The 23,816-nt window shown below is 57.6% G+C and carries 2 protein-coding genes (1 of these 2 cut by a window edge); both read right to left on the bottom strand.

Annotated elements, in window-relative coordinates; translation table 11 throughout:
- Positions 1–13,723, bottom strand: partial view of a non-ribosomal peptide synthetase gene (locus OCY70_RS03965; protein WP_261944651.1) — the 5' portion only. Its footprint begins 5,528 nt before the window's first position; 13,723 of the gene's 19,251 nt are visible here — the first part of the coding sequence; its start codon is at positions 13,721–13,723; the stop codon falls past the left edge of the window.
- Positions 13,635–23,816: a non-ribosomal peptide synthetase gene (locus OCY70_RS03955; RefSeq protein WP_390905216.1), complete on the bottom strand. Its 10,182-nt coding sequence runs from the start codon at positions 23,814–23,816 to the stop codon at positions 13,635–13,637. The genes OCY70_RS03965 and OCY70_RS03955 overlap by 89 nt, the downstream gene beginning before the upstream one ends.

The raw sequence follows: 23,816 nt of genomic DNA, 5'->3' as shown, positions 1-23,816 counted from the left end.
TGGCCGTCTGGTCCGGATAGAGACCGGCTACTTCCCCGAACCGCTGATGAATCGTCGTTCGCGGCTTGTCTTGGAACGGCAAGCCGCTGTATGTCATCAACTCGTTCAGTTGGGGGCCCCCGCTTATTAATCTGGCTTCGGCGAGGGTTGTATCCGGCTCAGACGTCACATGATCCAGCAGCTCCGTCAAGTGGCCCGCCCACCGTTCGATGGTTGCCCGCGTGAATAAGGCTGTAGCGAACTCTAGCGAGCCGTGATAGCCCTCCGCGCTCTCGGATATCATCAAGGTAAGGTCAAACTTGGCCTGCGTATCGGCAAACGGATAAGACTCGACTTTCAAATCAGGGAGAGCCAGCTGCGAGTTCTCCGCGTTTTGAAGCACGAATACGGCATCGAAGAGCGGATTGCGGCTCATGTCCCGCTGGGTGACAACGCGGTCGACCAGCTCCTCGAAAGGATACTCGCCATGCTCAAAGGCATCGAGCGCCGTCTGCTTGATTTCCTCGAGGTATTCGGCAAAAGCTTTTTGTCCCGAAGGGAACGTGCGCAAGGCCAGCGTGTTGACAAACATCCCCATCATGTCCGACAGATCCGCATGCGGGCGTCCGGCCACCGGCGAGCCGACAATAACCTCCCCGTCGCCGGACAACCGGGACAGCAGAGTACTATACGCGGCCAAGAACACCATGTAGACGGTTACCCCTTTGTCCAGCGCGAGCTGTCGCACCGCTTCCGACAATGATCTTCCCAGCTTGAAATCAATCCGGTCGCCTGCAAAACTGCGCAGGGCCGGACGCGCGAAATCGGTTGGCAGTTGCAGGACCGGAAGCTCGCCCGCTAACTGATCGAGCCAATATTTCTCCTGCTCCCGGTAAGCATCGCTGCGCACGTATTCCTGCTGCCACACCGCATAGTCTTTGTACTGCAGCTTCAGCGGCTCCAACGCTTCGCCCGCGTACAGCTTCCCAAATTCGGCTACCAAAATGTTCATTGAGGCGCCGTCCGAGATGATATGGTGGATATCCATCAACAGCAAGTGCTTCGTTTCTTCGAGACACAAGACGGTTGCACGCAACAGCGGCGCTTCGCTTAGGTCAAATGGGCGGAGGAATGCCTGGATGAACTCCTCGACTTCCCCTTCCTTCGCTTCCGCATAGGACACGCAGAAGGTCCATTCCTCCTGCACCCGCTGCACCGGCTCGCCGTCCACGTCCGCAAACGAAGTGCGCAGCGATTCATGGCGGGCGATGAGCACTTGCAGCGCGGCTTCCAGCCGTGCCCGATCCAGCGCTCCTTCGAGCCGCAGCGCCACCGGCATGTTGTAGCTCAGCTCGGCTCCCTCCAGCTGCTGCAGGAAATACAGCCGTTTTTGGGCCGAGGACAACGGGTAATGCACCCGCTCGCCTGCCGGGGCCAATGCTTGATATGCCGCGCTGCCATCCACCGCCATCAGCTTAGTCGCTAACCCTTCAACCGTCGGCGAGAGGAACAGCTGTCTGAGCGGCTGCTCTACTCCCAGCGCCTGATGAATCTTCGAGACGAGCGTCATCGCCTTCAAGGAATGGCCGCCCAGCTCGAAGAAGTTGTCGCGGATGCCTACGCGTTCAACGCCCAGCACCTCCTGCCACAACTGCGCCAGCTTCGCCTCAACATTGGTTCGCGGCGCGGTATATCCGTCTGCCGCTTCGCTTCCCGACGGCTTCGGCAGCGCACGGCGATCCACCTTGCCGTTCGGCGTCAGCGGAAGCTCTTCCAGCTGCATGTAGTGCGCCGGCATCATGTACGACGGCAGCGAGACAGTCAGGGCAGCACGCAGCTCAGCCGCCGCAAGCGTACGGTTGCCTGTTACATAAGCGCACAATTCATGGTGACTATCCGCGCCCGTTTCAATAACCGCTGCAGTTACGACAGCTTCACTTACGCCCGGAATACGCAGCAGCCGGGCTTCGATTTCCCCAAGTTCAATCCGGTATCCCCGAATCTTCACCTGATGGTCGATCCGTCCCAGATGCTCCAGCCGTCCGTCAGGCAGCCAGCGCGCCAAATCGCCGGTTCGGTACAGCCGCTCCCCGGAAACGAACGGATTGTCCACAAATTTCTCGGCCGTCAGTTCGGGACGCGCCCAATATCCGCGGGCGACTCCCGCACCGCCGATGCACAGTTCTCCTGACACGCCAATCGGCTGCGGCTGCAGTGCTTCGTTCAGCACATACGCCTGCGTGTTCGCCATCGGACGTCCGATGCTGATCGGTTCCTCCCCTTCTAAGCGGTCGAACGTGGACCAAACGGTCGTTTCCGTCGGCCCGTACATGTTGTACACCGCCGCATCCGTATGTTCCCTCAGCTGCCCATACAGGGTGGAAGGAAAGGCTTCCCCGCCGACCAGCAGCGTCCCGATGCTCCGCAGCTGTGCCGCGCTTCGCGCATCGCCGAGCAGCAGCATGAGACGCGAAGGCGTCATCTGCGCCATCTGCACCGGGTGCTGAGCCAGCAGTTCCGCCAGCACGGCCGGATCCTGCTGCGCTTCCTCGCCTGCGAGGACGATCTGCATGCCGCAGCTAAGCGGCACCCAGCTCTCCGCGGCGAAGATGTCGAAGGACACCGTCGTGACGCACAGCATCGAAGCATGCGTCCCGAACGGAAGCTCGCGAATCATCCCGGAGATGAAATTGACCACGTTCCGGTGCTCCACGACGACCCCTTTCGGCGTCCCGGTCGTTCCGGAGGTATAGATGACGTATGCGCTGCCGGTTGGTTTTATTTTCAAGCCAACAGGTTCGAAAGGATAACCTGCCAGCAATTCATGGTCGTCCACACATAATGCATGACGCAGCGATGTCTCTTTAAAGACGGATAATGTCTCCACATATGCTGCATCTGTAAGCATCACCTTCATCCCGGAATCCCGGATCATGGACTCCATCCGCTCCTCAGGCAGAAGAGGATCGATCGGTACGTAAGCGGCACCGGATTTCAGAATGCCCAGCAGTCCGGCGATGAGCTGCGGCGAACGGTTCATCAGGATGCCGACGCGCTCTTCCGCCGTCACGCCATGCGCCCGCAGCCATTGGGCGATGCGGTTGGCCTGTTCCTCCAGCTCCCGGTAGGTCAGCCGCTGTTCTGCGCACACGACCGCCGGACGATCCGGCGTCTTCGCCGCCTGCCGCTCGAACAGGGAAGGGATGCTTGCCTCTTCCGGAATCGCCGCCTTCGTATCGTTGAACTGCACGAGCAATTGCTCCCTCTCGGCCGTCGTCAGCAGCTCCAGATTCTGTACCGGAATGTTCGAATCTTCTACTATCTGTTCTACAATTTGCATCAGGTGCCTTTGCAGACGCTCCATTCCATCTCGTTCATATACCTGCGCATTGTAATCAAAATGAAGCGTCATCTCTTTCCCAGGCAAAATCATCACATTCAAGTCATAGTTGGTCCGTTCTTCCGCTTGAATTCCGGTAATCTTCAATCCGGCCGCATCTTCCAGCGAACCAGCTTGTTCCTCCACCGGGTAGTTCTCGAACACTAGAATATGGTTGAACAGTTCCCGGTTCCTCGCGCTTTGGGCCTGGATTTCATGCAGCGGAAAATAGTCGCAGGCTTGGGATGCCAGCGCCTGCTCCTGAACCTGCTGCAGCACGCGGGCTACCGTATCTCCAGCCTCGCTCTTCACCCATACCGGAATCGTATTGATGAACAGCCCGATCATCCCTTCCACGCCAGGAAGGCTCGCCGGTCTCCCGGACACCACGCTGCCGAATACCGCATCGTTTGTCCCGCTGTATTTGTGCAGCAGCACTCCCCATGCCGTCTGAAGCAAGGTGTTCACCGTTACCCCCTGCTCTCTTGCCGCTTGGGCAATCCGTTCGGTCCGTTTCCGATCCAGCGAGCAGGTCACGCGCATTGCTTCATATCCTTGCGCTTGGCGCTGCCGTCTCGGAAGCTCTGCCGCTTGTTCGAAGCCCGCAAGCATGCCCGCCCAATACTTCGAGGCCGTTTGCATGTCCTGTTCGGACAGCCAGCGAAGATACTCGCTATACTCGCTCACGCGCGGCAATTGCGGCTCCTCTTCCTTGCCCAAGGCCGTGTACACTTCGAGGACTTCCTTGACCACCAGCGGCAGGCACCATCCATCCATGAGAATATGATGGAAGCTCCACAGCAGTTGGTGCGTCTCCGGTCCCGTACGCACGACCGCTACACGCATTAAGCCATCCGATTCTACAGCAAACCCTTTCTTGCGATCTTCTTCCTTGAGGAAAGCCAGTTCCAGCTCCTGCTCCGCCGCACTCTTCATCGAGAGATCCGCATAGGCAATTCGCAAGGTACGGCTGCGATAGACCACCTGCAGCGGATGATCCCGCCACCCGCTGTCGACACTCGTCCGCAGTACCGCATGCCGCTGAATCACCGTATTCCAGCTGCGTTCCAACGCGGTGGGATCCAGTTCTCCCTGCAGCGAAATGAGCATTTGGTTCACGTAAGCGCCCGACTGCGGATCCAGGCGGCTATGGAACAGCATCCCCTGCTGCATTGGCGTCAGGGCATATACGTTCTCGATGTCCCCGATAAGCCGATTCCGCTGAACCAGCGCTTCCAGCTCCTCAAGCGTCATGCCGGGCTGCAGCACATCGCTTGGCGTCAGCTCTACCCCTTCTTTCGCCACGCAGTGCTGAATCACTTCCTGCAAATGATGCTTCAGCCGCCTGGCCAACCGCTGCATCGTTTTCTTGCGGTACTGCTCGGCGCTGTAGCTCAGATTCAGCGTTAACGTTCCTCCGGCGATCATGCCGTTGAAATCGAGCGTGGCCGCTCTTTTTTGCCTGCGGCTTACCGCATCCCCGGACGCAAGCGGCGAGATCTGAAGCTCGCTGCGCTGCAAATCCTGATCGAACTGTCCCAAGTAATTAAACGAAATCTCAGGCGCCAACGCCCGGATACCCTCCTCACGCGACGAGGTCAGATAGCGCAAAATGCCGTAGCCGACGCCTTTGTGCGGGATGCTTCGCAGCGTTTCCTTGACCAGCTTGATGCGCCGCGGCAGCTCCAGGCCCGCCTTCAGGTCAAGCGTGACCGGATACGCACTCGTGAACCAGCCCACCGTCCGGCTGACGTCCACATCCGGCAGGATGGATTCCCTTCCGTGCCCTTCCAGCATGACGGCAACCTGCTCGCTGCCCGTCCACTCCTGAATCGCCATCCCAAGCGCGGTCAGCAGTAGATCGTTAATCTCGGTTCCATATGCCCGGTGCGCTTCGCTTAACAGCTGCCGCGTCTCGCGCCGGGACCATTGCAGCGTCAACGTCTCGCTGTTTTCGACCGCGTCTCCGCCTTGATCGTTATCCTTCGGCAATGGCATTTGTTCCCGACTCGCCATCTGGTTCCAATATTCACGTTCCGCCTCCATAGCCGGGCTTGAGGCATAAGCTGCCAACTGCTGCGACCAGACTTGGAACGAATCGCTTTTCAGCGGCAACCGGATATCCTGCCCTTGTGCAGCCTGCCCGTACGCTGAGGCGAAATCCTCCAGCAAGATCCGCCAGGAGATGCCATCAACGACGAGGTGGTGAATCACAATCAGCAAATGATCGCCGTCACCGCACTGGAATAAGCCCAGCTTCACGAGCGGACCTGTCTCTAAGGAAATGCCGGCCTGCAGCTCGCGGGCCTTCGCTTCGACTAACCGGCTCCATTCCTGTTCTTGCCGGAAGTCGAATACTTCCAAGCCGTAACGTTCTCCTTCATCTACAGCCCGATTCCAAGCCGCATAACTCCCGTTCGCTGTAGGCACGAACACCATCCGCAGCGCGTCATGGTGAACCGTGATCCGCTTCATCGCAAGATGCAGCGCGTGCACGTCAAACCGTTCTTCCCGGTACAGCATCACGGCTTGGTTGAAGTGATGCGCATCGGCCAGCTCCCGCTCGGCAAACCAGTGCTGAATCGGCGTAAGCGGCACCGGCCCGCGAATCTCTCCCTGTTCCGCGATGCGGCTAACCGGGACGATATGATCGCTCAGTTGGGCCGCGGCCGGATACCGGAACAAATCCTTCATGTCCAGCTTATAGCCGGCCTGCATCATCCTGGACACGGCTTGAATCGCCTTGATCGAGTCGCCCCCCAGGTCGAAGAAGCTGTCATGGATGCCGATCCGCGGCACCCCGAGCACCTGCTGCCATACCGTCGCCAGCGCCTGCTCCGCCGGCGTGCGGGGCGCGGCATACGGCGCATGGGCCATGGCTGCATCCGGTTGCGGCAGCGCTTTGAGATCGATTTTGCCGTTGGCGGTCAGCGGCAATTGCTCCAGCTGCACGAAGGAGGACGGAACCATATACGCTGGCAGCGCAGAGGACAGCAAGCTGCGCAGCTCAGGAAGATCCAGTTCGCCGCCAACGACATAGGCACACAGCTGGAGGCTGCCCGAAGCATCCGGCAGCGCGGCCACGACAGCTTCGCTTACCCCGGTCAACTGCAGCAGCTTGGCTTCGATCTCGCCCGGTTCGATCCGGTAGCCCCGGATCTTCACTTGTCCGTCCATCCGGCCCATGTACTCGAGATTGCCGTCCGGCAGCCAGCGCGCCAAGTCCCCGGTCCGGTAGAGCCGCTCATCTGGCTCGAACGGGCTGGCGACGAATCGCTCGGCCGTCAGCTCCGGCTGATTGAGATACCCACGGGCCAATCCCGGCCCGCTGATGCACAGCTCCCCCGGTACCCCGATCGGCTGCAGTTGTCCATTCGCATCCAGCACATAAACTTTCGTCTGGCCAATGGATCTGCCGAGCGTATGAGACTGCCGCGGATCGATCACCAGCAAAGCGGTCGTCACCACGCTGTTTTCCGTCGGTCCATATTCGCTGACAAACTTGATCTGATGGTGAGCCAGCATCTTTTCGATCAGCGCCGAACTGATTTTCTCCCCGCCGGTGACCACGCTCCGTACGGTAATCAGCTGTTCCGGCTCGATCATCTCCAGCAGTGCCGCGAGCAGAATCGTTGGGAATTGCGCGTGGGTAATCTCCTGCTCGGCAAGCGTGCGGATGATGGCCTCCGGATCGCTTAGCTCTTCATCACGCAGCATCACGACGGTCGCGCCCGCAACGAGGGGGCCAAAAAAGTGCGAGATGAACGCGTCGAACACGAACAGGCTGGCATGCAGCACTCGTCCGCCGTCGAAGTCGTAGGTCTCTGCCTTCCACTGCAGCGTATGAGCGATGCTGCCATGCTCCACCATGACGCCTTTCGGCTGACCGGAAGTTCCGGAGGTGTAGATCACATACGCCAGATTGTTTCGATTCGCAGAGCTCGCCAGATTTTCCGGCGATTCCAACTCGATTCGGCCATCGTCCAAGCCTAGCACCGGACAAGAAACCGCCCCCTGCATCGTGCCGGACAGCAGCAGAGTTGCGCCGCTGTCCTCCAGCAGGAACTTCAACCGCTCTGTCGGATCCTGCGGCGATATCGGCAGGTAGGCTGCCCCGGCTTTAAGCACCGCAAGCAGGGCAACAGCCATATTCACGGATCGTTCGCACTGCACCGCAACCAGGCTTTCGGGCCCCGCCCCATAACGGCGCACGACTCGGGCAAGCCGGTTCGCCCGCTCGTTCAGCTCCCGGTACGTCAGGGCATCGTCACCGCATACAACGGCCAACCGCTCCGGCGTCTTCGCCGCTTGCTCCTCGAACATCGCGTGCAGCGTCATGCCCCGCGGCAACTCGACGTCTGTTCCGTTATCTTTCAACTGCCCCAACTCATTGAACTGCGTCAACTCATTGCACTGCGTCAACAATTGTTCCTGTTCCGCAGCCGTCAGGAAGCTGACGCTTCCCAATGGCACCTGCGGATCCCGGGTAATCTGGCGCAGAAGCTCTGCAAAGTGACCGGCCCAACGTTCTATCGTGGATCGCTCAAACAACATAGCAGCGTATTCCCAGGAGCAGCGCATGCCGTTCTCCTGTTCGCTCACCGACAGCGTCAGATCGAACTTGGCCACGTTGGAATCGAACGGATACGAGGTGAGCTGAAGCTCAGGAAGCTCAAGCTCCGCCTGATCCATGTTTTGCAGCACAAGCATCGCATCGAAGATCGGATTGCGGCTCGTGTCGCGCTGCCGAACCACTCGTTCCACCAGTTCCTCGAACGGATAGTCCCCGTGCTCGAAGGCGTCGAGCGCCGTCTGCTTCACTTCCTGCAGATAGGCTGTAAAGCTCTTTTCCCCAGCCGGGTACGTCCGGAGTGCCAAGGTGTTCACGAACATTCCCAGCATGCCTTCCAGATCTGCATGCGGCCGTCCCGCCACCGGAGAACCGACAATGACTTCTTCTTGCCCCCCAAGCCGCGCCAGCAGCGCGCTGTAGGCGGCTAGCAGCACCATGTATACCGTAGCGCCGCTCGCGCGGGCCAGTTCGCGCACAGCGGACGCAAGATCGCCGTCCAGCTCAACGTCCACCCGGCCGCCCTCGAAGCTGCGTACAGCCGGACGCGGATGATCGGCCGGCAAGCTCAGCACCGGCAATTCGCCTGCAAGCTGCTCCACCCAGTACGCTTCCAACTGCTCGTACGCCCGGCTGGCGGCGTAGTGTTCCCCCTGCCATACCGCATAATCTTTGTACTGCAGCGGCAGCGGCTCCAACGCTTCGCCCGTGTACAGCTTCGCAAATTCGTCTACCAAAATGCTGATCGACATGCCGTCCGAGATAATATGGTGCATATCGAATAGCAGCAAGTAGCGCGCTTCTTCGAGACGAACAACGGTTGCACGCAGCAGCGGCGCCTTGCTTAGGTCAAACGGGCGGAGGAATGCCCGGATGAACTCCTCGGCCTTCTCTTCCTTCGCTTCCTCATAGGACACAGAGAAGGTCCACTCGTCCTGTACCTGCTGCACCGGCTCGCCGTCCACGACGGCAAACGAAGTGCGCAGCGATTCATGACGGGCGATGAGCGCCTGCAGCGCCGCTTCCAGCCGAACCCGATCCAGTACTCCTTCGAGCTGCAGCGCCATCGGCATGTTGTAGCTCAGTTCGGCTCCCTCTAACTGCTGCAGGACGTACAGCCGTTTTTGGGCCGAAGATAACGGGTAATGCGTCCGTTCGCCTGCCGGGGCCAACGCTTGATATGCCGCGCTGCCCTCCGCCGCGTTCAGCGCAGCCGCCAGCCCTTCAACCGTCGGCGAAAGGAACAGCTGTCTCAGCGGCAACTCTACTCCCAGCACTTGGTGAATCTTCGATACGAGCCTCATCGCCTTCAGAGAATGGCCGCCCAGCTCGAAGAAGTTATCGCGGATGCCTACGCTTTCAACGCCCAGCACCTCCTGCCACAACTTCACCAGCTTCGCCTCTACATCGGTTCGCGGCGCGGTATATCCGGCTGCCGCTTCGCTTCCCGACGGCTTCGGCAGCGCACGGCGATCCACCTTGCCGTTCGGCGTCAGCGGCAACTCTTCTACCTGTACGAAGCGCGATGGAACCATGAATCCCGGAAGCCGTGCGGACAGGGCCTTACGCAGTGATGAAATCTCCGTTTCTTTGCTCGCGACCACATAAGCGCACAATTCAAGCTCTCCCTGCTTCAACTCGCAAGCGACGACTGCCGACTCCGCAACCCCTTCAAGCTCGGCAAGGTGCTGTTCAATCTCTCCCAATTCGATCCGGTATCCGCGAATTTTTACTTGGTGGTCATTGCGCCCGGCAAATTCCAGACTGCCATCAGGCAACCAGCGCACCAGATCACCGGTTTTATACAGCCGTTCTCCTTCCATAAAGGAACTTGAAATAAATCTTTCCTCGGACAGCCGAGGTTTGTTTACATATCCGCGTCCTACGCCTGCACCGCCGATAAACAGCTCTCCATATACTCCAACTGGCTGGAGCTTGCCATATTGAGGCTCCACGACATAGAGCCTTACGTTTTGAAGCGGTCTTCCGATCGGCACGTGCCCCGACGGCGTTAACGGATACGGTTCCGGGGCCCCTGTCCACTCATAGAAGGTAGAGTCAACGGTCGCTTCGGTTACCCCGTAGCAGTTAATAATCCGCATCCTGTGCCCGAACCGTTCAAGCAGCCAGTGAAAATCAGGATTGAGACAACGGTCGCCCCCTAAAATCAACAACCGTAACGACGGGATATCTACCTTGTACTCATCGATGTATTTCATAATGGACATCACTAAGGATGGTGTCGAGTTGAGCAGCGTTATCGCATGCGTGCGGATCAATCCCGCTACGGCCGCGGGCTGCAAACGCAACTCGCTTGGACAAATGACCATCGTTCCTCCGAAAGGAAGCGTACGGGCCATATCTTCGACAAATACATCAAACGAGAAACTGGCCATTTGCAGCAGCCGGACTTCCTGTGAGTCCAGACTGTAAGCTTGTTTCCAAGCAAAAATTCTTTCTATTACATGTCCATGCTCGATCATGACACCCTTCGGTTTGCCAGTGGTGCCCGAAGTGAAAATAACATAGGCCAAATGTCCGGGCTCAGGCAGTTGCAGTGAAATTCCGCCTGAAATTGCAGCGGCATCGTCTTCCAAGTATAAGACGTCGCAGGCCGCCCCCCATTCCTCGCCGTACTCCCGCTCTGCAACCAGAAGGCGGGCACCGCTTTCTTCAAGCATATATGCAATCCGTTCGGCTGGATAATCGGCATCCAGCGGTAAATAGGCACCGCCCGATTTCCAGACTGCCAATACAGCCACAACCATCCAAGCGGAACGAGTCACAAGAACACCGACGATATCCTCGGGTCCGGCGCCACGCTGTTTCAGTGCCTGAGCAAGACGGTTGGCACGATCATTCAGCTCGGCATAACTCATTTCACGGTTGTCGAATACGACTGCCGTACGGTTCGGATTCAGCAACATTTGTTCTTCAAACAACTCGATTATTGTCTTGCTGCTGTCAGGTTCGATCCGGGGCGGATTAAACTCCTGCATCAATCGGCGCTCCTGCGCCGCTGTCAGCAGAGAGACTGCTCCTAACACCGTCTCAGGCTCTCTCGATACATGGCGCAAAAGCTCTGCAAAATGTTCCGCCCAACGTCTGATCGTCTCTTCAGTGAATAAAGCCGATGAATATTCCCAGCTGCAAGAGAATCCCTCCCGCTGCTCGGATACGATCAGTGTTAGGTCAAATTTGGCTGCCGTGTTCTCCGTAAGATAAGGAGTCAACTGAAGATCGGGAAGCTTAAGCTCCGCCTGATCCATGTTTTGCAGCACGAGCATCGCATCGAAGATCGGATTGCGGCTCGTGTCGCGCTGCCGCACCACCCGTTCCACCAGTTCCTCGAACGGATAGTCCCCATGCTCGAAGGCAGCGAGCGCCGTCTGCTTCACTTCCTGCAGATAGGCTGTAAAGCTCTTTTCCCCAGCCGGGTACGTCCGGAGTGCCAAGGTGTTCACGAACATTCCCAGCATGCCTTCCAGATCTGCATGCGGCCGTCCCGCCACCGGAGAACCGACAATGACTTCTTCTTGCCCCCCAAGCCGCCCCAGCAGCGCGCTGTAGGCGGCTAGCAGCACCATGTATACCGTAGCGCCGCTCGCGCGGGCCAGTTCGCGCACAGCGGACGCAAGATCGCCGTCCAGCTCAACGTCCACCCGGCCGCCCTCGAAGCTGCGTACAGCCGGACGCGGATGATCGGCCGGCAGGCTCAGCACCGGCAATTCGCCCGCAAACTGTTCCACCCAGTACGCTTCCAACTGCTCGTACGCCCGGCTGGCGGCGTAGTGTTCCCGCTGCCATACCGCATAATCTTTGTACTGCAGCGGCAGCGGCTCCAACGCTTCGCCCGTGTACAGCTTCGCAAATTCGTCTACCAAAATGCTGATCGACATGCCGTCCGAGATAATATGGTGCATATCGAATAGTAGCAAGTAGCGCGCTTCTTCGAGACGAACAACGGTTGCACGCAGCAGCGGCGCCTTGCTTAGGTCAAACGGGCGGAGGAATGCCCGGATGAACTCCTCGGCCTCCTCTTCCTTCGCTTCCTCATAGGAAACTTCGAACATTGCCTGCTCCGCCACCTGCTGCACCGGCTCGCCGTCCACGACGGCAAACGAAGTGCGCAGCGATTCATGACGGGCGATGAGCGCTTGCAGCGCCGCTTCCAGCCGAACCCGATCCAGTACTCCTTCGAGCCGCAGCGCCATCGGCATGTTGTAGCTCAGTTCGGCTCCCTCTAACTGCTGCAGGACGTACAGCCGTTTTTGGGCCGAAGATAGCGGGTAATGCGTCCGTTCGCCTGCCGGGGCCAACGCTTGATATGCCGCGCTGCCGTCCGCCGCGTTCAGCGCTGCCGTTAACCCTTCGACTGTCGGCGAGAGGAACAGCTGTCTCAGCGGCAACTCTACTCCCAGTGCCTGATGAATCTTCGATACGAGCGTCATCGCCTTCAAGGAATGGCCGTTCAGCTCGAAGAAGTTGTCGCGGATGCCTACGCGTTCAACGCCCAGCACCTCCTGCCACAACTGGGCCAGCTTCGCCTCAACATTGGTTCGCGGCGCGGTATATCCGGCTTCGACGCCGCTGTCCGACGGCTTCGGCAACGCACGGCGATCCACCTTGCCGTTCGGCGTCAGCGGAAGCTCTTTCAGCTGCATGTAGTGTGCCGGCATCATGTACGACGGCAGCGATGCGGCCAAGGCGGTACGCAGCTCGGCTGCCGCGAGCGGATGCTCGCCCGTTACATATGCGCACAAGTCCGGCCCATGGTCTTTCGTTTCTACGGCAGTTACGACGGCTTCGCTTACGCCCGGAATGCGCAGCAGCCGGGCTTCGATTTCGCCCAGTTCAATCCGGTATCCCCGAATCTTCACCTGATGGTCGATCCGTCCCAAATGCTCCAGCCGTCCGTCAGGCAGCCAGCGCGCCAAATCGCCGGTTCGGTACAGCCGCTCCCCGGAAACGAACGGATTGTCCACAAATTTCTCGGCCGTCAGTTCCGGACGCGACCAATATCCGCGGGCGACTCCCGCGCCGCCGATGCACAGCTCTCCTGACACGCCAATCGGCTGCGGCTGCAGCGCTTCGTTCAGCACATACACCTGCGTGTTCGCCATCGGACGTCCGATGCTGATCGGTTCCTCCCCTTCTAAGCGGTCAAACGTGGACCAAACGGTCGTTTCCGTCGGCCCGTACATGTTGTACACCGCCGCTTCCGTATGTTTCCTCAGCTGCCCATACAGGGTGGAAGGGAAGGCTTCCCCGCCGACCAGCAGCGTCCCGATGCTCCGCAGCTGAGCCGCGCTTCGCGCATCGCCAAGCAGCAGCATGAGACGCGAAGGCGTCATCTGCGCCATCTGCACCGGGTTCTGAGCCAGCAGTTCCGCCAGCACGGCCGGATCCTGCTGCGCTTCCTCGCCTGCGAGGACGATCTGCATGCCGCAGCTAAGCGGCACCCAGCTCTCCGCGGCGAAGATGTCGAAGGATACCGTCGTGACGCACAGCATCGAAGCATGCGTCCCGAACGGAAGCTCGCGAATCATCCCCGATATGAAATTGACCACGTTCCGGTGCTCCACGACGACCCCTTTCGGCGTCCCGGTCGTTCCGGAGGTGTAGGTGACGTACGCGCTGCCGGATGGTTTTATTTCCACGCCAACGGGCGCAGAACAATACCCGGCCAGTTCTTCCGTCAACGCATCATCCTGGCACAATACATGACGCAGCGATGTATCCTGCAGGCCTGTCACTACCCCCAGCTGTGCCGAATCCGTCAGCATTACCTGCATCACGGATCATGGCCTCCATGCGTCCTTTAGGCAGAATAGGGTCGATCGGCACGTAAGCGGCACCGGCTTTTATAATCCCCAGCAGTCCGGCGATAAGCTGCGGCGAACGGTTCATCAGCACGCCGACGCGCTCTTCCTCCGTCACGCCGTGCGCCCGCAGCCATTGGGCAATGCGGTTAGCCTGTTCCTCCAGTTCCCGGTAAGTCAGACGCTGTTCTGCACACACGACCGCCGGACGATCCGGCGTCTTCGCCGCCTGCTGCTCGAATAGGAAAGGTACGCTTGCCTGTTCAGGAATCGTCACCTTCGTGTCATTGAACCGGACCAATAGCTGCTCCTGTTCGGCATCCGCCAGCAAGCCGGCGCTGCCCAGCATGACCTGCGGATTGGCGGAAACCTGTCGCAGAAGCTCTGTAAAGTGATTCGCCCAACGCTCGATCGTCTCGCGTTCAAACAGCGTTGCACCGTATTCGAGCGAGCAGCGTATCCCATTCTCGTGTTCGCGCACTGACAGCGTCAGATCGAATTTAGCCGCGTTGTAGTCGAACGGACAGGAGGATAGGCGCAGGCCGGGAAGCTCCAGCTTCACCTGCTCTGTGTTCTGCAAGACGAGCATCGCGTCGAAGAGCGGATTGCGGCTCGTATCTCGCCGGCGAACGACCTGTTCCACCAGCTCCTCGAACGGATAGTTCCCGTGCTCGAAAGCTCCGAGCGCCGTCTGCCTCACTTCCTGCAAATAGGCTGCGAAGCTTTTGTGTCTGGCCGGATACATGCGCAGCGCCAATGTATTCACGAACATCCCGAGCATGCCTGCCAGATCGGCGTGCGGCCGTCCCGCCACCGGCGAACCGACGATAATTTCCTCCTGCCCGCTAAGACGCGACAGCAGCGTGCTGTATGCTGCCAGCAGCACCATGTACATCGTAGCCCCGTTCGATCGGGCCAACTCGCGCACTGTCGACGCAAGTTCGCCGTCCAGTTCGAAGTCCACCTGGCCGCCTTCAAAACTGCGCACTGCCCGGCGCGGATGATCGGCCGGCAGGCTCAGCACCGGCAAGTCGCCCGCGAACTGTTCCAGCCAGTAAGCTTCCAGCTCGCGGTACGCCGGCTTCTGAATATATTCCCGCTGCCACACGGCATAGTCTTTGTACTGCAGCCGCAGCGGCTCTAATTCTTCGCCGGCGTACAGCTTCATAAATTCTTCGATAAAAATATTCATCGACATGCCGTCCGAAATAATATGATGCATATCGAACAGCAGCAGATGCCGCTCTTCGCCGAGACGTACGACGGTCGTGCGCAGCAGCGGGGCCTTGCTAAGGTCAAACGGACAGAGGAATGCCTGGATTCGCTTCTCGGCGTCCACTTCCTCCGACTCCTCATAGATCATGCGCAAGACCGGATTCTCTTCCACCCGCTGCACCGGCTCGCCGTCCACGACAATGAACGAAGTGCGCAGCGACTCATGGCGGCTGATTAGCGCCTGCAGTGCGGCTTCCAGCCGAACCTTATCCAGTGTTCCTTCGAGCTGCAGCGCCACCGGCATATTGTAGCTGAGTCCCGCACCCTCCAATTGCTGGAGCAAGTACAGCCGTTTTTGAGCTGAGGACACCGGGTAATACGCCTGCTTCTCCACAGGCAGCAGCGCTTCGTACGATTGACATGTTACGGCTTCCAGAGCCGCTGCCAAGCCTGCGATCGTAGGCGACTGGAATAACAGCCGCAATGGAACTTCCACATCCAGAGTCTGGTGAATGCGCGCTGCAAGGGTCATCGCCCTCAGAGAATGACCGCCTAATTCAAAGAAATTGTCATGGATGCCTACGCGCTCGATACCCAGCACATCCTGCCACAACAGCGCGAGCTTGGCTTCCATATTTGTTCGCGGTGCCTCATATTTTTTGCCTGCCCTGGCTCCGTCCGGCTTCGGCAGCGCCCGGCGGTCCACTTTCCCATTCCGCGTTACAGGCAGTTGATCGAGCTGAACGAAGGATGAAGGTATCATATAGTCCGGCATTACCGTCCCGAGAGCCTCCCGCAGTTCAGCAAAAGAAAACTCGCGTTCACCTGCGATATAGGCGCACAGCTCATTATTGCCGCACTCGTCCCGATGAACGAGAACGGCCGCTTCCCGAATCCCTTTCACCCCGAGAAGCCGAGTTTCGATCTCGCCCAACTCAATTCTGTATCCCCTTATCTTCACTTGATGATCCATGCGGCCCAGATACTCGATGTTCCCGTCTGCCAACCAGCGGGCCAAATCCCCTGTTCTGTACATCCGTTCGGCGGAAGAGAATAGATTCGGGATGAACTTCTCGCGAGTTCGTTCAGGCTGCTTCACACACGCTCCCCCGATGTGCAACTCGCCTGCGGCACCTATCGGCTGCGGGCAACCTAGCGGATCCAAAATATAAACGGAAGAGTTGCCGATAGGTCTGCCGATTGGAGGAAGTTCGGTCGTGATGTCATTCGGCGCGATCGAGTACGCAGTAGCGACATGCGTCTCGGAAGGCCCGTAGTGATTATGGAGAGTCACCCCTCGCTCGCGCAAATAACGCTGCAGCGACTTTCCGACGACCAGCGCCTCTCCTGCCGTTATGATGTGACGCACGCTGCTAGGCCATACGGACTCATAGGCAGGGTCATTCCACACGAACTTTACAAAAGAAGCAGGCAAATAAATCGTCTCTATGCCCCGATCCTCGATATACCGGAAAAGCGCATAGGGATCCCGGCGCATCTCCTCATCGACGACATGGAGCGTCCCGCCCGCAAGCAGCGTAGTGAAAATCTCTTGATAGCTGACATCAAAGCTGTAAGAAGCATACTGAAGCACGTTCTTGTGAAAAGGTACGGAGGTATGCTTATGCTGATAAAGCACAAGGTTGATCAGGTTGCTATGCTTCAGAATGACTCCTTTGGGATTACCCGTAGTTCCTGAAGTATAAATGACGTATATCGGCAGCCCGTTCTCTTCGTACAATGAGACCTCAACCGGCTCGCGAGGAACCCCGACATCTTGGTTCGCGGCGAGCAAATCGCTGATGATTAGCGTTGCTCCGTCATACGCAGGGCGTTTGCCCGTCTGTGCTGAATCGATGAGCAGGCAGGCTGCCTGGGAATCCTCCAGCATGTAAGCAATGCGGTCTGCGGGATAGGACGGATCCACAGGAAGGAAGGCCGCCCCTGCTTTGAGAATCCCTAACAATCCGATAATCATATGAGGAGATCGGCCGGCCATGATGCCGACAATGCTGCCTTCCCCTATGTTTCGATGCTGCAAAGCCAACGTGAGTTGATCGGATAGCCGATCCAACTCTTGATAAGTCAGCATAGTCTCGCCAAATACCAATGCAATGCCGTCCGGAGTCTTAACCGCCTGTTCTCTGAACAACTGGTGTATGGTCGTATCCGGAAGCTCCATGGAAGGTCCTTCATGCCATGCTGCCAGCGTATTTCGTTCCTGTTCACTCAGCAAATTTACTTTACCGAGCGCAATACCCGGTTCATCGACCGCGTGCCGCAGCAACTGGATGAAATTTTCTTGCCAACGTTCGATGGTGCCGCGTTCAAACAGGGCTGTCGCGTATTCCAGGCTGCAGTGAAGCTGCTCTCCCCGTTCGCTGATAAACAAGGACAAGTCGAATTTCGCGGTAGGATTCTCCAGTTCATAGGGAGATACCTCGACATCCTGCATCCGCAGCTCGGATTGTTCCATGTTTTGCAGAGCGAACATGACGTCAAAAATCGGATTCCGGCTGATATCCCGCTGTTGGACCACCTGCTCGACGAGCTCCTCAAACGGGTATTCCGCGTGTTCAAACGCTGCGATGGAAATTTGTTTGACTTCTTCCAGATAATCCGCAAATGTTTTTTCCCTGTACGGCATAGATCTGATAGCCAATGTGTTCACGAACATTCCCAAAAGATTGGACAGATCGGCATGAGGACGGCCGGCAATAGGCGTTCCGACAATAATATCTTCCTGTCCGGATATTCTTGACAGAAACGCGCTATAGGCAGATAGCAGCACCATGAATAAGGTAGTCCCTGTGTTTTGCGCGAGCTTGCGCAATTTGCCGGTCAACTCCGCATCAATGCTGAAATCCAGGTGGCTTCCTTCAAAGCTCTGTACCGGCGGACGAGCAAAATCAAACGGCAAGGAAAGGATCGGAAGTTCTCCGCCAAGCTGTTCCAGCCAGTATTCCTTGTGCCGGTTGTACTCCTCGGAATGTTCATTCGCGTTCTGCCATACTGCATAATCCTTGTACTGAAGGGAGAGCGGCGGCAAGCTCTCGCCCATATACAGACTTGTCATTTCCTTCATGAAAATCCCCATGGACGTGCCGTCGGAAATAATATGATGCATATCGAACAATAACAGATGCCGCATATCCGTCAGCTTTATCAATTGGATGCGCACAAGCGGCGCTTGTCCCAGATCAAAAGGACGAATGAAAGTCTGGATGATCTCTTCAAGCTGAACCTCCCCGGCATCGCGGAAAGACAGCGGAAACTCAACCTCCGGGCAAATGATCTGCACGGGTTCGCCATTTACGAAATCAAAACGTGTTCGAAGGACTTCATGACGGGCCGCCAGTTCCTTCAAAGCAAATTCCAATCTTGCCAGATCCAATTGTCCCTCGAGGAGCATCGCCGCGGGCATATTATAGCTTCGCTCCGCTCCTTCGAGCTGCTGCAGAACATATAGTCTCCTCTGTGCAGAGGACAGAGGGTAGTATTCCCGCTGCCCGGCGGGTTGCAGGCCTTTATACGCGTCTGCCGCCCTCCCGTCCACGGTCAGCGCCATGGCTTCAACGGTCGGGAACCGGAATACGTCCCGGATGGCGAAGGGTATGCTCATCTCCTGATGTATGCGTGATACGAGTATCATGGCGCTCAGAGAATGGCCTCCGAGTTCAAAGAAGTTGTCGCGGATCCCCACTTGAGATACGTGCAATACCTCCTGCCAGAGCTCCGCAAGCTGGGCTTCCGTAGCGGTTCGGGGAGCTGCATAACGGGAAGCTGCCGCCATATCCTCTGTAGGCTCCGGCAGCGCCGTCCGGTCCAGCTTGCCATTTCTCGTAAGCGGCAGTTCCGGCAAATGCACGAAATACGCAGGAACCATATATTCGGGCAAAGCGATACTCAGATAATTTCTCAATTCAGCCGCTTCCAGTCGCTTGCCGCCCACATAATAGGCGCACAGAACCTCGCTTCCCGGCCGCTCTTCCCAAGTCACTACAGCCGCTTGGCGAATGTTCCCATGAAGCAGCAGTCGCGCTTCGATCTCGCCGAGCTCAATCCGATAGCCTCGTATTTTGACCTGCTGATCGATTCTTCCCAAATATTCGAGCGTGCCGTCCGGCAGCCAACGGGCCAAATCCCCGGTTTTGTACATGCGTCCGCCTTCAATCAATGGATCCGGCACGAATTTTTCCTGCGTAAGCTCCGGCAGATTCCAATAGCCTGCAGCGACGCCTGCGCCCCCAAGGCACAATTCGCCGGGCACCCCGACCGGAAGCAGCTGCCCCTGAGCGCTCAGCACGTAGGCTGTCGTTCCTTCGATCGGCCGGCCAATCGGGATGCTATTTTTGCCGTTTGTTCCCTTGACCGCGAATGCAGTCGAGAAAGTCGTGTTTTCGGTAGGACCGTAGCCGTTCCAGATCGTAAGTCCCGGACATGCCTCCTTCACGGCGTAAGCATGCTTCGGCGACAGAACCTCTCCCCCCATAATGAGATGCTCTACGCCGGCAAACAGGCCCGCATCCTCATCGGCCAGATGATGGAAGAGCGATGTCGTCAAGAACATGACGGTAATTCCGTGCTCTGCCAGAAACGCCCCCATCCGGCGCGCGTCCAACAGCACATCTTTTTCGATCGGATGCAAGGAGCTTCCATGCAGAAGGGCTCCGAATATTTCGAATGTAGCCGCATCAAAGCTTACCGAACCGGTCTGCGCGAAGCGGTGATCGGCATGGAACGGAACATATCCATCGTTATTCACCAGGTTAATTACATTTCCATGCGTCACCAGCACTCCTTTCGGTCTTCCCGTGGTGCCCGAGGTATACAGGATATATGCCGGATCATCCGAACTGCAATCATGCGCTTCTCTACGTTCCAACGCCTCTAACGCTTCATCCGCAAGATCTCCGTTTTCAAGAATGATGACCGTCCCTGGGTATGACGCCGGCACTTTGGACTTCTGTGTAGCCAACAGGAACTCCGCGCCGCAGTCGCCCAATATATACAGGTGCCGCTCCTCGGGCGCGTCCGGATCCAGCGGAACATAGGCTCCGCCCGCCTGCAGAATTCCCAGAACCGCAACGACGAATTCGATCGAGCGCTCCGCCAGAATGGCAACGGCTGCCCGCGGCCGCATCCCTTCCCTCCGCAGTCTGGCGGCTACAAGACTCGCTTGAAGCTGCAGCTCCGCATAAGTGAGATGCCGATCGCCGCACACGATGGCCGTCTGGTCCGGATAGAGACCGGCTACTTCCCCGAACCGCTGATGAATCGTCGTTCGCGGCTTGTCTTGGAACGGCAAGCCGCTGTATGTCATCAACTCGTTCAGTTGGGGGCCCCCGCTTATTAATCTGGCTTCGGCGAGGGTTGTATCCGGCTCAGACGTCACATGATCCAGCAGCTCCGTCAAGTGGCCCGCCCACCGTTCGATGGTTGCCCGCGTGAATAAGGCTGTAGCGAACTCTAGCGAGCCGTGATAGCCCTCCGCGCTCTCGGATATCATCAAGGTGAGGTCAAACTTGGCCTGCGTACCGGCAAACGGATAAGACTCGACTTTCAAATCAGGGAGAGCCAGCTGCGAGTTCTCCGCGTTTTGAAGCACGAATACGGCATCGAAGAGCGGATTGCGGCTCATGTCCCGCTGGGTGACAACGCGGTCGACCAGCTCCTCGAAAGGATACTCGCCATGCTCAAAGGCATCGAGCGCCGTCTGCTTGATTTCCTCGAGGTATTCGGCAAAAGCTTTTTGTCCCGAAGGGAACGTGCGCAAGGCCAGCGTGTTGACAAACATCCCCATCATGTCCGACAGATCCGCATGCGGGCGTCCGGCCACCGGCGAGCCGACAATAACCTCCCCGTCACCGGACAACCGGGACAGCAGAGTACTATACGCGGCCAAGAACACCATGTAGACGGTTACCCCTTTGTCCAGCGCGAGCTGTCGCACCGCTTCCGACAATGATCTTCCCAGCTTGAAATCAATCCGGTCGCCTGCAAAACTGCGCAGGGCCGAACGCGCGAAATCGGTTGGCAGTTGCAGGACCGGAAGCTCGCCCGCTAACTGATCGAGCCAATATTTCTCCTGCTCCCAGTAAGCATCGCTGCGCACGTATTCCTGCTGCCACACCGCATAGTCTTTGTACTGCAGCTTCAGCAGGGACAGTTCTTTCCCGGCATAGAGCTTCGTAAACTCCTCTACGAAAATATCCATCGACACGCCGTCCGAGATGATATGGTGCATGTCCAACAGAACATAGTGAAGCCTGCTCGCCGCACGCACAATCTTCACGCGCAGCAGCGGCGCTTTACTGAGATCGAATGGATGTATAAATTCTGCGATTATCGAATGAAGCTGCGCTTCTTCCGCTTCACAATAGTCAACTGCGAGCTTCGCTCTTTCGTGTATTCTCTGCACCGGCTCCCCGTCTGACATGGTGAAGGAAGTGCGCAGCGATTCATGACGATCGACCAGCCGCTGCAGGGACGCTTCCAAAAGCATCCGGTTCAGCATGCCTTCCATTCGAAGAACGGCAGGCATGTTGTAACTGAGCTCCGCTCCCTCAAGCTGCTGGAGCACATAGATTCGCTTCTGTGCAGAGGTAAGCGGATAATATTCCCGGGAATCAGCCGGTTCAAGCCCCTGAAAAGCTTTATTCTTCCGAGAAGCTATAGCTTCGGTCAATGTCTCCACGGTCGGATACCGGAACAGATCCCGGAGCGTGATGTCGGCCCGCAATCGCTTTTGGATGCGCGAAACCAAGACGGCTCCTTTCAACGAATGTCCGCCTCGTTCAAAAAAATCATCCCGAACGCCTAACGGACGGACCCCCAGCACCTCCTGCCACACCTCTGCCATCTCCTGTTCGGCAAGATTCCGCGGGGCAATGTAACGGCTGTCTTTCTCCAATCGGCCGTCCGGCAAAGGCAGTGCCCGTCGATTCAATTTGCCGTTGGCGGTGAGCGGCATCTGCTCCATCGGAATAAAATAAGCGGGAATCATATAGGACGGCAGCGTTGTGCCAAGCGCCGTCCGCAGCTCTTTTATTGGATAATCCCGATCCGCCACAAAGTAAGCGCAGAGACTAAGGTTGTCCTCCGCTTCTGCGACAACCGTAACGGCTGCCTCTCTAATGTCGGGAAGCGTCAATAGATGGGCCTCAATCTCCTCTAGCTCGATCCGGTTGCCGCGAATTTTGACCTGATGATCGATTCTTCCCCAATATTCCAAAGTTCCATCCGGCAGCCAGCGGGCCCAGTCTCCGGTTCGATACATTCGTTCGCCCGGCACGAACGGATCGGAGGTGAACTTGTCTGCCGTTAGCTGCGGCTGGTTGATATAACCGCGCGCCACGCCGGAACCGGCAATGCACAGCTCGCCCGGTACGCCGAGCGGAGTGAGCAGCCCTTGCGAGGCAAGAATATATACCCGTACATTGGGGATCGGCCGCCCGATCGTAACAGCCTTCTCTTCCTCGAGCTCACTCGCGGTCGTCACCACGGTATTTTCGGTCGGGCCGTACTCATTCATCAGTTCCATGTTGGGATTCATCGCCTTCAAACGGCGGATTAGCGCCATTCCGACGGCTTCGCCAGCCAGTACCGCGCTGCGTACCGTATGCCAATCATCGGGATCCATGCTCTCCAGCAAGGCCGAATAGAAGCTCGGCGGACTCTGCATATGGGTAATTCGGCGCTTCACGACAGCCTCGCGAATGGCTGACGGATCTTTGCTGTCTCGATCGTTCAACAAGACAACCGCCGCTCCCGACACGAGTGGTCCAAAAAAGTGAGTCACGAAGGAGTCGAAAATAAAAGGATTCAACATCAACGCCTTATCGCCGGCGCTAAACCGGTAGCGGTTCGCTTTCCACTGAATGGTATTGGCAAGGCTCCCATGTTCGATCATTACGCCCTTCGAGCCCCCCGTAGTGCCTGATGTATAAATAACGTATGCCAAGTGCGCGGGTGCCACGGTTCTCTTCAGGCTCTCTGCAGCCACATCTTGGCGCAGATTGTCTTCTTCGAAGTATTGGACGGGAATCTGACTGGCTGCCTCCGCCGCCAGAGACCGGTATTCTATCGAAGTCAACAGAACTTGGGGACGACTGTCGCCCAGCATATAACGAATCCGTTCTATCGGGAATTCCGGATCAATCGGGAGGTAGGCTCCTCCTGCCTTCAAGACGGCGAGAATGCCTACCGCCATTTCGGAAGACCGATGGATCATGACGGCGGCAACCTTCTCCGCCCCTACCCCTTGCGCGCGAAGCACTGCTCCCAACCGCTCCGCCCGCTCGTTCAGATCACGGTAACTTAGCTCCTCGTCTCCAACAATAACCGCGGGCAGATCAGGAGTGCGGGCAACCTGCTCCTCGAACAGAGTGAGAACCGTTACCACAGGGCGATAATCTGCCTTAGTTCCGGCAAATTGTTCAAGCAATAATTTTCTTTCCTGACCGGTTACCAGGTTATACTCACCCAATCGAGAGTCCGGAGATTCTATGGCCTGACGCAGAAGCTCCAGGAAACAGCCGCTCCACCGCTCTATCGTGTCGCGACTGAACAAGGCTGCGGCATATTCCCAACTGAAGGAAAAGCCCCCGGCGTGCTCCGTAACGGTGAGCGTCAAGTCGAACTTGGACGCAATATAGTCAAATGGATAGGAAGAAAGACTTAGACCTGGAAGCTCTAACGCCGCCTGTTCGGTATTTTGCAGCACGAGCATCGCGTCGAAGATCGGATTGCGGCTCGTGTCGCGCTGCTGCACGACCCGTTCTACAAGCTCCTCGAACGGAAAATCCCCATGGTCAAAAGCGGATAGCGCCGTCTGGCGAATCTCCCGCAA

This window comes from Paenibacillus melissococcoides (assembly GCA_944800085.1).
Classification (GTDB): Bacteria; Bacillota; Bacilli; order Paenibacillales; family Paenibacillaceae; genus Paenibacillus_B; species Paenibacillus_B melissococcoides.
This window is presented reverse-complemented; position numbering and strand designations above follow the sequence as displayed.